Origin of the sequence: Flavobacterium flabelliforme (genome assembly GCF_017948675.1) — a bacterium.
Classification (GTDB): domain Bacteria; phylum Bacteroidota; class Bacteroidia; order Flavobacteriales; family Flavobacteriaceae; genus Flavobacterium; species Flavobacterium pygoscelis.
Map to the genome: position 1 here is coordinate 267,759 of NZ_JAGFBU010000003.1, position 14,024 is coordinate 281,782.

8 protein-coding genes are annotated in these 14,024 nt (G+C 33.1%); 3 read left to right on the forward strand and 5 right to left on the reverse strand.

The features are described from left to right. Window positions 1-22: 22 nt before the first annotated feature. The 5 genes from J3S90_RS09875 to J3S90_RS09895 form a co-directional block, all read right to left on the reverse strand. Window positions 23-1,531: a sodium:solute symporter gene (locus J3S90_RS09875; RefSeq protein WP_188050743.1), complete on the reverse strand. Its 1,509-nt coding sequence runs from the start codon at window positions 1,529-1,531 to the stop codon at window positions 23-25. 53 nt (window positions 1,532-1,584) lie between these two features. Beyond that, window positions 1,585-2,412, reverse strand: a complete 828-nt coding sequence (gene murQ / locus J3S90_RS09880; RefSeq protein ID WP_210646065.1) for an N-acetylmuramic acid 6-phosphate etherase — start codon at window positions 2,410-2,412, stop codon at window positions 1,585-1,587. A 66-nt stretch (window positions 2,413-2,478) separates the two neighbouring features. Beyond that, the gene (locus J3S90_RS09885) at window positions 2,479-3,684 is read right to left on the reverse strand and encodes an exo-beta-N-acetylmuramidase NamZ family protein (protein WP_210646066.1); all 1,206 of its coding nucleotides are present in this window, start codon (window positions 3,682-3,684) and stop codon (window positions 2,479-2,481) included. A 224-nt stretch (window positions 3,685-3,908) separates the two neighbouring features. Continuing rightward, on the reverse strand, window positions 3,909-5,636 hold the full coding sequence (locus J3S90_RS09890) for a RagB/SusD family nutrient uptake outer membrane protein (protein ID WP_210646067.1): 1,728 nt from the start codon (window positions 5,634-5,636) through the stop codon (window positions 3,909-3,911). 24 nt (window positions 5,637-5,660) lie between these two features. Further along, a complete protein-coding gene (locus J3S90_RS09895; RefSeq protein WP_210646068.1) occupies window positions 5,661-8,927 on the reverse strand; it encodes a SusC/RagA family TonB-linked outer membrane protein in 3,267 nt (1,088 codons plus the stop codon). A 215-nt stretch (window positions 8,928-9,142) separates the two neighbouring features. Between J3S90_RS09895 and J3S90_RS09900 the strand changes: the two genes are divergently transcribed. The 3 genes from J3S90_RS09900 to J3S90_RS09910 all read left to right on the forward strand — a co-directional run bounded on the left by J3S90_RS09900 (window position 9,143) and on the right by J3S90_RS09910 (window position 14,000). Beyond that, on the forward strand, window positions 9,143-9,892 hold the full coding sequence (locus tag J3S90_RS09900) for a DeoR/GlpR family DNA-binding transcription regulator (protein ID WP_188050738.1): 750 nt from the start codon (window positions 9,143-9,145) through the stop codon (window positions 9,890-9,892). 126 nt (window positions 9,893-10,018) lie between these two features. Beyond that, window positions 10,019-11,944, forward strand: coding sequence for a glucosamine-6-phosphate deaminase (nagB, locus tag J3S90_RS09905; protein WP_210646069.1), 1,926 nt, complete (start codon window positions 10,019-10,021; stop codon window positions 11,942-11,944). 28 nt (window positions 11,945-11,972) lie between these two features. After that, window positions 11,973-14,000 carry a beta-N-acetylhexosaminidase gene (locus J3S90_RS09910; RefSeq protein ID WP_210646070.1) on the forward strand — a complete coding sequence of 676 codons (2,028 nt, stop codon included), beginning with the start codon at window positions 11,973-11,975 and terminating at the stop codon, window positions 13,998-14,000. The last annotated feature ends 24 nt before the right edge of the window (window positions 14,001-14,024 follow it).

The following is a 14,024-nucleotide window of genomic DNA, read 5'->3' on the forward strand; positions in this document are numbered from 1 at the left end:
GTAATTTTTATCTTTAGTAGAGCTAAAAGCTTATTTTTTTTGCACTATGGGAACTGGTTATTAATAAACCTAAATAAGTCAACAGTCCGTTGAGTACTATAAGTTCGTTGTCAAATACATATCCAGAAAATAAGGTTCTGGAATACTCATTTATTAAGTACGTAAATAGGGGAGAGAGTAAACAGATATATGGCACTAGTCTATCGTTTACATTTCTTGTTTTCTGAAATAAGCCAAAAGCATATAATCCTAATAATGGTCCGTAAGTATAGGATGCTACTCTAAATATCATTCCTACAACTGAGCTGTCATTGATAGAATTAAAAACAAGTATCACCAAGAAAATTAGTGCGGAAAAACTGATGTGAACTAAATGCCTAATGCGGACATTATTTTTCTTTTTTTGATTTTCTTCTTTGTCCATTCCTAAAAAATCGACACAAAAGGAGGTTGTCAAAGCTGTTAAAGCAGAATCTGTAGTGGCAAAAGTAGCTGCAATAATACCAAGTAAAAACACGATTGCCGGAACTATGGAGAGATGATTTAAAGCTATTTCTGGAAAAAGCAAATCGGTTCTTGGTTTGCCAGTAACTAAATCGGTTGGTATTGCTATTCCGTTTTTATTGGCATAAATATAAAGTAAAGCACCAACACTCAAGAAAAAGATATTAATAAGAACAAATATTCCTGTAAAGGTGAACATGTTTTTTTGGGCTTCACCAATATTTTTGCAACTCAGATTTTTTTGCATTAAATCTTGGTCTAAGCCTGTCATAGCGATGGTGACAAACATTCCGCCTAAAATTTGTTTTACAAAATGGAATTTACTTCCTAAGAAATCATCAAAGAAAAATATTTTTGAATAGTTACTGTTTTTTACTTCTTCAAATGCGCCAATGGCACTTAAATCCATACTGTCGCAAATAAAATAGATTGTCAAGAAAACCGATGTTACTAAGAAAAATGTTTGTAAAGTATCGGTAATAATAATTGTTTTGAGTCCACCGCGATATGTGTAAGAAAAGATAAGTAGTAGCGAAATTAAAACAGTAACCGCAAAAGGAATTCCGTAGTAATCAAAAACATAGCGCTGCAATACGATAACGACTAAATATAATCTAAAAGCAGAGCTAATGGTTCTACTAATTAAGAATATTGATGCAGCAGTTTTATAACTGTAAAAACCCATTCTTTGCTCAATATAGCTATAAATTGAGGTTAAGTTCATTCTGTAATACAACGGCAATAATAATTTTGTAATTACTATAAAGCCGATAGCATTTCCTATGATGAACTGAAAATATTTAAATTGTTCCCCACTGGCCGCACCAACTTCGCCAGGAACTGATATAAAGGTTACCCCAGAAAGAGCCGTTCCAATCATTCCAAAAGCTACTAAATACCATTTAGAGTTTTTATTCGCTGTAAAAAACGCTTCATTTCCATCATCTTTCCGACTCACAATATGCGAGATATAAAATAATACTCCGAAGTAAACAAGAATAAGAATTAGGATGGCGCTTGGTGTCATTTTATCTGGTGGTTAGTTTGGTAATTTACAGAGCGTAATAGCTATTTTTGGAATTAATGTTCTAAGTTTTTATTCTCAGCTAATAGAACTGCTCGTACACTTTTGTGTTTGTTTAATAATTCAGAAGCTAATTTTTCATCAATTTTAAGTTCTTCTACAATCATTTCTACACCTCTTTGTACAAGTTTTTTATTAGATAACTGCATGTCTATCATTTTATTACCGTACACTTTTCCTAACTTTATCATTACCGAAGTAGAGATCATATTGAGAACCAGTTTTTGTGAAGTTCCTGCTTTCATACGAGTACTTCCTGTTAGAAATTCTGGACCGACAACAATTTCTATAGGAAAATCAGCTTCTTTAGAAATTAGACTTTCGCTATTGCATGAGATACTTCCGGTACTAATATTATGTTCGCGAGCCATTTTTAAACCCCCAATAACGTAAGGTGTATTTCCAGAAGCAGCAATACCAATTACAAAATCACTACTGGTTATAGCATGTTTTTTTAAATCCTCCCAAGCTTGATTAAAATCATCTTCGGCATTTTCTACCGCTTTTCTAATTGCGTAATCGCCTCCAGCAATAATACCAATTACTAAATCATGTGAAACTCCGAAGGTAGGAGGACACTCAGAAGCATCTAAAATACCTATTCTTCCAGAAGTTCCTGCACCAATGTAAAATAAGCGTCCGCCTTTTTGCATTTTAATTACAATGGCATCTACTAGTTTTTCGATATTCGGAATTTGTTTTTTTATCACGCTTGAAACCTTCTTGTCCTCCGCATTTATTCCCATGAGTATTTCCTCAGTACTCATTTTTTCTAGATTAGCGTACAGTGATTCTTGTTCGGTATCAGGATTGTTTTTAGCCATTTTTTTATTTTTTAAAGGATCATTGTCATTCTAGTAATTCGAGGTCGACATTAATTAATTTTTTATTTAATAGATAAGATACTTCGCTCTCATTTTTTTAAATGAAGCTAAATCTTTTTGCCAACTCTCTCTTATCTTATTTTCAGGAATACCATTTTCTATTTGTTGTTGTAGTTTTTTGGTTCCAGCTAATTTTGTAAAAAAAGCATTGAAGAATTTGGTTTTATCAGTTGTATTTTGATACGCTTTGATAAGCCATTTAAGTTCTAATTGTGTTAGTTTTTTATTAGATGACAAATCTTCTCCAAAACATTCTTTACCATTATGCATGGGATCTTTAGCTCCAAAATTTGGTTTCGGAGTAAAAGTATAATCAAAGTACTGTTTGGTTAAAAAAGGCGAACCATAAATTTGGAATTGCTTCTCTGTTCCGCGTCCTACACTTACATTGGTACCTTCAAAAAGACATAAACTAGCGTATAAATTAATAGCTTGATCGTTTGGTAAATTAGGAGAAGGTTTTATGGGTAAACTGTAAGACATTGTATGTTTGTAGTTAAGGCAAGGTATTACAGTTAGTTTGCAATGAGCAGCATTTTTAAGCCATTTTTGACCATTAATCATTTGGCCATATTCTCCAATTGTCATTCCATGAAGCAACGGAATAGGGTGCATGCCAACAAAACTTGAAAAATCTTTTTCTAAAAGTGGACCATCTATGATAGCTCCATTTGGATTAGGTCTGTCGAGTATTATTAATGGAATTCCATTTTCAGCGCAAGCTTCCATTACATAATGTAAAGAAGAAATATAAGTATAAAAACGAGCGCCAACATCTTGTAAATCAAATACCATAACATCAAGTGTGGCTAATTGATCTTTCTTAGGTTTTTTATTATCGCCATAAAGCGAAATAATAGGCAATCCTGTTTTAGCATCTTTTCCATCAACTACATGTTCGCCAGCATCTGCAGTTCCTCTAAAACCGTGTTCGGGTGCAAAAATAGTTTGAATATTTATTTTTTTCTCAACCAAAAAATCGACAACATGTGTCTTATCACTTAAAATCCCAGTTTGATTGGTAACGATTCCAACTTTTTTGTTCTTTAATAAAGGAAGGTATTTCTCAAAATTATCTGCACCAGTCTTGATCGTTTGGGTTTTAATTTCTATATCAATTTTAGCTGTATTTATATCAAGTGAGTTGCTGTAAGTTGTTAGGCAACTTAAAGCAAATGTGATAGCTATACTTCTTTTTATAAATTTGATCATTTTAAACAGGAGTTTATTGTTGGTAAGCTTAAATTTTAAGTAAAAGTAACTTTTATACTTAATAATTCCTTTTTCATACAGCTTAAAGGATTACAGTTATGGATACAGTGAACTAGTTAAACGAGAATTAATGAGTTTTTTTATCGTTTAATTAATTTTTTAAAAGAGCAATATTTATATAACTAGCTCTAGGTTTGATCTCTAGAGCTAGTTAATTTATAGTATTACCAACCTGGATTTTGTTTTAATTCTACTCCCTCAGCAAGGAATAAACTAATATCATTTGTTGGGATGGCTGATAAGTAGTGCTTTGGTGCGATAAAAGTTCTAGAAACAGTGTAGGGTATCACGTAACCGTTTGCATCGACTTTTGTTTTAGACGCAGTTCCTATTAATGAAGGAATTCTTGCTCCTAATAATACATCTGGATTTTTGGTACCATCAAGATAATCTCCTTTTTTCCAACGTAAAATATCTGCTTTTCTAAGACTGGTCCAGCTCATGAATTCTAATCTGCGTTCGCGGCGTATTTCCCAAATAAGCGGACTTACAACTCCAGATATCTGCTCTAAAGCGGATGTTCTCTGAGGATCGTTAATTTGTATTCCGCCCACAGATGCATTAGAGCCATCTGTAGTCAAGGTAGCAATACCAGCGCGTGCTTTAACTTTATTGATTGATAAATTAAGATCTGCATTGGTCGCTGTTCCAAGTTCTGCACAAGCTTCTGCATAATTTAAATAAACTTCACTTAAAGTAAATATGGGAGCGTCAATTTGATTTTGACCAATAGTTGTCACCTCAGTCCCAGTGGCAGCAGGATTATTATACAATTGAAATACATAACCCGTAATTGATGTTAATCCGTTTAAGGGTTTGTCAGAATAGGCATAATCAACATTTCCAAAAGCTTTAGCAAAACGAGGATCTCTATTTGCAAATACATTTGTAATCGTATTATCTCCAAGATATTCAGCATTTCCTCCGATTTGTTTTACCGGTAAACCATTTATTGTTGTATAACTTTCTGCTGCAAATTTTGATAAACCACTTTGTACGGTAGAAGTATTAGTGTAGGCTTGAATAGAGTTACCCAACACACCTCTAAGGTATCTTTTGCCTAAAATTACTTCGGTGTTATTTAGTAATTCTAAAGAATTATATAACGATTTCCAATCGGGATTTAATTTATATGCCGCATTATTCATAACTGCCAATGCCGCATCTTTAGCTTTTTGAAGGTATTGAGTTCCTGGTTGTGCAAGATTGTATTTTCTATTAGTTCCTTCGTAAAGCGCTACTCTACTTAATAAAGCATAAGCAGTATATTTATTTACAGTAATGTTTTTATCATCAATAGGGAGCATCAAAGTTGTTGCTTCCTCTAGATCTTTAATCACATTATTAATTACTTCAGCTCTGCTAAGTGCCGGTTTATACACTTTAGCGTCATCTTGATTTAAGTAGGCATCAGTATAAGGAACATCACCAAATTCTTGTGCTAAACGGAAATAACTAAAAGCTCTAAAAAATTTTGCAACCCCTAAATAGTGGTTTTTCTTGGCTTGCTCCATAGAGACAGCAGGCACTCTTTCAAGCATTAAATTACAACGACGAATCAAAGTGTAATATGAATTCCAGTTTGCGTTGGTTGCATTAGCAGTAGTATTGAATGTAGTAAAAACATTCATCGCTAAATTATCATCAAAATTATTTGAATTATGAAAATAAAAATCAGCAGTTGTTCCTGAATTATTTCCGTAGCCTAAAAAGGTATCATAATTTAACCATGAATAGGTTTTAACATTATTTTCAGAGGTCCAAAAATTACTATCTGTAAATATATCTTTTGGTGGTGTGTCTAGAAAATCCGAGCAGCTAAAAGACAGTCCTGCTAGTGAAAGGGCAAGAACGGATAGCTTTATCTTAGCGTTTATTTTTAAATTTCTCATTTTCTTTAATTTTTAATTTAATTTTTAAAATGCAACTTGAATACCTACCGACCATGTTTTAGAATAAGGGAAAGTTCTTCCCCAAGTCGCCTCAGATTCATTAATTTCTGGATCTACAGGTAAATTACCATCTTTAAAAGTCAATAGATTAAGTCCAGAAACATAATATCTAAATTTGTCTACACCAATTTTTTTAGTCAATGTTTTAGGTAAAGTGTAACCAACAGTTAAACTTTTTAATCTTAAATATGCCATGTTTAGTAAGTATCTAGATTGAGCTACAAAGTTGTTAGAGCCCGGAGCGTAGGTTCCAAAAGCATTAGCATCATGTTTAGGGTATGGATTAGGGTAATAAGCATCTGTATTATCGGGTGTCCAATAATCATTCATATTAGCATACATCGCATCTGTTCTACTGTAAAATGGCAACACTAAATCAGAAGTAGCCCAATATTGTCTTTCGCCAACTCCTTGAAAGAAAGCATCGATATCAAAACCGTAAACATTTCCACCAAGACGTATTCCATATTGGTATTTAGGAGTTGCATTTCCAATAACACTTAAATCTCCAGAATCATCTGCTGTTCCTTTACCTCTTGTAATCTTTCCGTTTCCGTCAAGGTCTTTGTACATAACATCTCCTGCACCATATTTAAAGGTACCAGAACGAACATCTTTATAATCAACACTATTTACAATTAATCCAGTAGCATCTATAACATCAGAAGATTGTATTAGTCTTTCTGTGGTTAAACCCCAGATTTCACCAATTTTTTGTCCTGCATAAAAAGAGCCTAATAGTTTAGAAGAGTTATTCCACTCGGTCACCTCAGTTGTATAATCGGATAGTGTTAGATCTGCATAAACACCAATGTTTTTGGTGATTTCTTTATTAAAATTAACTCCTAATTCCCATCCTCTAGTTCTAAGATTTCCAGAGTTGGTATTAGCAGCTGCTTGACCAAAAGAACCTGGAAGCGTTTTCCCTGGAGATAAAACTCCTTTGGTATCTCTCTGATAATAATCAAATGTCAAACCTAACATGTTGAATACTCTTACATCTAATCCGATATCTTGAGTAGTTACTTTTTCCCATGTCAAATTTGCATCGACATTACTTGGTAATGATACTGAAGGTGGTACAGTAGATCCACTTCCTAACCAAGTAGGATTTGAATTGGTCATAATTGGTAAAAAGGCATTGTTGGCAATGTTTTGATTTCCAATAGATCCTATGGATGCACGTACTTTTAAATCATTTAACCAACTGCGTGTACTTTCCATAAATTTCTCGTTTGAAATTCTATATCCAACAGATGCTGAAGGGAAAAATCCCCATTGCTCTTGTGTTGGAAATTTTGACGAACCATCATAACGACCATTCAATTCTAATAAATATCTTCCGTCGTAATCATAATTAACTCTAGCGAAGAATCCTGCTATAGCATACTGCGACAATCCAGGATTAAGGGTTAAATTAGAAGAAAGGGGTGAGGTAAATTGATCCCCAATGGCTAGGTTAAATTCGGGTTTGTTTTTATCCAACAAAGTATTTCTTCGAGCATATGTTCTTTCAAAGGATTGCCATTCTGAGTTTAATCCACCTAAAACTTTAAAGTTGTGTACGCTATTTAGTGTTTTAGAATAATTGACATAAACGTTTGCTACATTAATGATGTAAGAAGACTTTGCTTGAGCAACAAAATCATTCCCAGATTCCATCATTGTAGGTATTCCAGCTACTAAATCGGCAGCACTTGTCCACCAATCCCATAACGGAATTTGCCCACCATTCATTTTATTACTTATGTAATTATTATCTACACTGTATTCACCAATTATATTAAAGTTTTTTGTAACCTGAGCAGTCAATTTAGCACTGATTCGGGTGTCTTTTTCAACTCTTTCATTCATTGACGCATTATTCATATAACCTGGTGCATGACGAAAAGAAACACCTTTATAAGTACCGTAAGGAAAATAAGATCCCCAACGCATATAATAACCAAAATAACCATTTCCAGCCGTATCTAATCCGCTATTGTAATAGTTAAATGGTGAGTCGTATTTCTGGATAGAAGAAAGGATTTTGAAATCTCCTGTTAACCAATCTGCTAATTGGGTGCTCATACCCATGTTTAGGTTAATCCTTTGATTTGTTTCGGTATTAATATTCATAACTCCTTCTTGATTGGCCACTCCTAAGGAAACTATAAAGGAACTTTTTTCGGATAAAGAACCTTGTGCAGAAAAGTTATGATAAGATTGAATTGCATTCTTTTTAAGCATTTCTTTATGCGGATCCCAAACTCTATAAAAATATTCTTTTCCACCAATAACTTCAAAATCTTCGCCTAAAATCATGTTTTTATCATTACTATTTCGTGATGAAGCATATTTTTGTTGCCAATTTATAATTCCTGGTAGTAATGTTTTATAATTCATTCCAAAAGATTCTGGATTTGCATTTCCTGCGCGCTCCTGCGCCTGAATCATAGCTGGAAGTTCTACAGTAGGATCATTAAACTCAATTAGAGAGATAGGATTACTCCAACCATAATTATTACTATATGAAAAACGAACTTTTCCTTTAGAATCTTTCCCATTTTTAGTTGTAATTAAGATTACACCAAAAGCGGCACGAGCACCATAGATAGAAGCCGATGCTGCATCTTTTAAAACCGACATAGAGGCTACATCTTCTGGATTTATCAAAGACATATCAGACGGGACACCATCTACTAATACTAAAGGAGATCCAGTTGCAGTACCATTTATAATTGTTCCGGCGCCACGAATGTTTATATTAGAAGATTTACCAATATTACCAGAATTAAAAGTAATGTTTAAACCAGGAGTTGTACCCTGAAGTCCTTTACTTATGTCAGTTAGAGGTTTGCTACCAAGCGCTCTTTCAACATCTACTTTTGCAACTGCACCTGTTAAGTTTGCTTTTTTCTGAGAGGCAAAACCAACCACTACAACTTCATCTAAATTTAATGTATTTTCTAAGAGAGCTACATTTACTGTTTGTTGTTGCGCAATTTTAACTTCTTTCGTGGTAAAGCCCATATAACTAAAAACAAGAACATCATTTACGGATGCATTGATTAGATATTGTCCGTCCATGTCCGTAACACTGCTTTTTGTTGTGCCTTTAATTAGAACTGTGGCACCCGGAATTGGGATTCCATCTGCATTGTTTGTAATAGTTCCAGAAATTGTTTTCGTTTGTGCAAATGTCAATTGTACTAAAAAAAACAATAATGAAATCAGCAATGATTTTTTCATAATTATTTGGTTTTTTTATGGTTATAGTACAAATATATTTAAACGCACTGTATTTTTGCAACATTTTTCGAATTATTTTAATATTTTTATCGAATAACGCAAAATAACGCATAATATTAATGTTATTTTATAATTATTTTGTTAACTTATGATAGGATATAACTTATATTAAATCAAATATTTTATACATTTGCCTCCTATCTATAAAAAAGAATATGTTAAAAGCAGAAAGACATAATTACATAAAAACTAAACTTGCTGAGCAGCATCGTGTTAGTACTATTGAATTAGCTTTAGATTTGGGAATTTCAGAAGATTCTATTAGGAGAGATTTGAATAAACTACATGAAAAAGGTGCGCTTGAAAAAGTATATGGTGGCGCAATTCCTATTACTGAAAAAAACAAAAGTGTTTTTGATATTGTGATAACTAATGAAGACAAGAAGAAGAAAATAGGATATAAGGCATTGTCTTTATTGCATGATGGGCAAGTGATCATAATGAGTGGTGGTACTACGAACTTAGTTTTTTCAAAACTCATTCCAACAATGTTAAAGGCGACAATATATACCTATAGTTTGCCTATAGCGATGCAATTATCGCAATACCCTAACATTGATTTGATTTTTATTGGTGGTAAAATGCAAAAGAATGCAATGGTTACTATTGGTATTGATGTTTTGCAGGTTCTTTCAAAAATTAAAGCAGACATTTGTTTTATGGGGGTTAGTAGTATCGATATAAAGCAAGGTCTTACTGAAGAAGGATATGAGGTTTCAGTTGTCAAAAAAGCAATGATAGAATCATCAGATAAGGTGATAGCAATGTTTACTTCGGATAAATTGAATACTAAAAAAGCACACGTTGTTTGTGATTTAAGTAAGTTAGATACCATTGTGACCGATTTAGATCCAGAGGAGATCAAACTAGAAGAGTTTAAAAAATCAGGTGTTTCTATTATCTAATTGTATCTAATTACTTTTGCGTTTTTATGCGTTATTTTGTTTTTATTTGTTAAATAATGCAAAATAAAATAATCTTTTTATTTTTTGTATATATTTGTTAAACTATTTTAACTAATATCATCGATTATGAAAGACAATGCTTCCTTGGCTTATGATGTTCCTGGCAAATTTGAGGAAACTCGATTTGAAAAAAATCATAATGTAATTTTTAAAAGTGCAATCGAGGCTTCTCAAAATGTTGCACAAGAAATAGCACAATTAATACGTTATAAGCAGTCTTCAAACGAATTATGTGTGTTAGGATTAGCTACAGGATCATCGCCTATAAAGGTTTATGAGGAATTAGTTCGAATGCACAAAGAGGAAGGATTGAGTTTTTCTAATGTGATCACTTTTAACTTAGATGAATATTATCCGATGACTAAGGAAAATCGCCAGAGTTATCACTATTTTATGCATCAACATTTGTTTAATCACATAGATATAAAGCCCGAAAATATAAATATTCCAGATGGAACTGTTACATTAGACAAATTGAACCAATACTGTATAGATTATGATAAAAAAATTATGCAGCTTGGAGGGATTGATTTTCAGTTATTAGGAATTGGGCGTACGGGTCATGTTGGTTTTAATGAGCCAGGATCTCACATTAATTCTGGAACTAGAATTATAACCTTAGATCATATTACTAGAATTGATGCTTCTTCGGGTTTTAATGGTATTGCAAACGTTCCTAAAAGAGCGATTACCATGGGCGTTTCTACTATTTTAAGATCAAAGAGAATCGTACTATTGGCTTGGGGACAGAATAAAGCTGATATTGTAAAAAGAACAATTCAAGGAGACATTAGCGCAGACGTTCCTGCTACTTTTTTGCAAAATCATTCGAATACCACTTTTGTTTTAGATCAATTTGCGGCTACAGAACTTACACGATTTAAAACCCCTTGGTTGGTTGGAGAATGTATTTGGACACAAGAATTAAAAAGTAAAGCAATTATTTGGCTTTGTAATGAAACCAAACAATCGATACTTAAACTCACCGATCGTGATTACAACAATAATGGTATGTCTGATCTATTGGCGCTCGAAGGTTCTTCCTATGATCTCAATATAAATATGTTTAATGTTTTACAACATACTATAACGGGTTGGCCTGGAGGAAAGCCCAATACCGAGGACAGTAATAGGCCAGAACGTTCTAATCCTGCCCAAAAAAGAGTTATTCTTTTTAGTCCACATCCAGACGATGATGTGATTTCTATGGGAGGAACATTTTCTAAATTAATAAAGCAAGGGCACGATGTACATGTTGTGTATCAAACTTCGGGCAATATTGCTGTGACCGATGATGAAGCTTTGAAATTTGCCGAAGTTGGTCTTGATTTTATAGGAGACCATTCTAATGGTATAGATTTTTTATCCGTTATTGAGGATTTAAAAAATAAAACTGAAAATGAAACCGATTCTCTAGAAGTAAGAAAATTAAAAGGTCTTATTAGAAGAAGAGAATCTTACGCTGCCACTAGGTATATAGGTCTTAAAGATGAAAACACTCATTTTCTTGATCTTCCTTTTTATGAAACAGGACAAATAAAGAAAAATCCATTAGGTCCAGAAGACATCGCAATTGTTGCTGAAATAATTTCAAAAATAAAGCCACATCAAGTTTTTGCAGCGGGAGATTTAGCAGATCCGCATGGTACACATGAAGTTTGTTTGAATGCCATTTTTGCAGCAATGAAAAAATTAAAATCAGAATCGTATATGAACGATTGTTGGTTGTGGTTGTATCGAGGTGCATGGCACGAATGGGATATTCATGAAATTGACATGGCAGTACCATTAAGTCCTGATGAAGTTTTGATTAAAAGGCATGCTATTTTATACCATCAATCTCAAAAAGACAGAGTCATGTTTCAAGGAAATGATTCTAGAGAATTTTGGGTTAGAGCCGAAGATCGAAATAAAAATACAGCAAAAACATACGATGATTTGGGTCTAGCACAATATGAAGCTATAGAAGCTTTTAAACGTTTTGATTATTGATTTATATATTAGAGGCAAATTTTAAATTATGAAATATATATTAATTCTATTATTATCGGTTTTTGTTTCTAATGCTCAAATACAAAAAGAGCAGTTAGACTTAATGCCTTGGCCTCAAAAGATAGATTTGGGTACTGGAACTTTCGCTTTAAACAAAAATTTTAAAGTTAATATTACTGGTAATCCAAACTCCCGAATTTTTATAGGAGCAACTAGCTTTTTGCGTAGGTTAGATAATAGAACAGGATTATTTCTGCCACAAAATTTTTTAACTCAAATTAATGAAAGCCCAGAGGCTGAGCTGCAAATTAATTGTGGATCAGCTGGTAAAATAGAAATTAACGAAATTGAAAGCTACGAACTTATTGTTACTTCAAGTAAAATAACACTAAATGCACCAAATGATTTAGGAGCTTTACATGGTTTAGAAACTTTGTTACAATTACTTCAAAACAATAGCACTTCTTACTATTTCCCTACTGTTTCAATTACTGATGCTCCACGATTTACCTGGAGAGGTTTAATGATTGATGCCTCAAGGCATTTTCAACCAGTAGCTGTTATTAAGAGAAATTTAGATGCTATGGCAGCTATGAAAATGAATGTTTTTCATTGGCATTTAGCCGATGACCAAGGATGGAGAATTCAAATAAAAAAATTACCTAAACTAACTGATTTAGGTTCAAATGGAAATTTTTATTCCCAAGAAGAAATAAAAGATATTGTTAAATATGCTGATGAGAGAGGGATTCTTGTTGTTCCAGAAATAGATATTCCTGGACACGCATCGGCATTATTGGCTGCCTATCCTGAAATAGGGAGTAAGGTAGATAACGGAATTGGTAGTTATGCAATTCAAACCAATTCAGGGATTTATAATGCCGTTTTAGACCCTACAAATCCTAAAACCTATCAATTGCTTGAAGAAATCTTTGATGAGGTTTGTCCCTTATTTCCTGGTGCTTATTTTCATATTGGTGGGGACGAAAATAACGGAAAAGAATGGGCCTCAAATCCTAGAATTCAGGAATTTATGAAAAAAAATAAGTTTTCTGGAAAACATGATTTACAAACCTATTTTAATATGAAGTTAATTCCGATGCTAAAAAAGCATTCTAAAAAGCTTATGGGTTGGGAAGAAATTATGACAGACAATATGTCTAAAGATGCCATAATACATGCTTGGCGTGGCGTAAATGAAGGACTACAGCCTGGTGAATCATTAATTAAAGCGGCAAAAAACGGGTATAATACAGTATTGTCTAATGGGTTTTATATCGATTTAATGCTAAGTATAGCAACACACTATCAAAATCAATCGCTCTCTAAAAATGCGTTATTAAGTCCTGAGGAAAAAGCAAGAATATTAGGTGGTGAAGCAGCAATGTGGAGTGAATTGGCAACACCTTTAAATATTGATTCTAGAATCTGGCCACGAACAGCAGCTATAGCAGAGCGATTATGGTCTAACGAAAACGTAAATGATTTGCAAAGTTTGTATAAAAGGTTAAAAACAATTTCCTTTAGGTTAGAAGAGGTCGGAATTACACACATCAGAAATAAAGAGGTTATTTTAAGAAACATTAGCAACAACCAAAATACAATAGCCTTAAATGATTTTTCGAATGTTTGTGAACCTCTAAAAAATTACAAACGCAATGGTGGTGGTAAAAAATACCGCATGCATTCTCCACTAACACTTTTTGCAGATGCTTGTACTGTAGATGCTTCTGACGCAATTGATTTTAATTTCGCTGTAAAAAAATATTTAGACAATAAGAATATAGAAAATGAAGTTGTAGTAACTAACTTTTTTAGAAAATGGATTAAAATGAATACTGATTTAATCATTGTAAGTAGTAATGCTCCATTGGTGCAACCTCTTTTACCATTATCCCAAAAATTAAGTGAAATTTCAGAGCAACTGTTACTTTTAATAGAAAAGAAAAAGAATAGTGATAAGTCGAAACTGAATGTTTTGATAGAACAAGCAAATATTCGAAATGACGCTGATGTAGAGTTGGCTGTGCTTTCAGGTATAAAACTGCTTTTATAAATAACAAAGAAGATGTTTACTGAG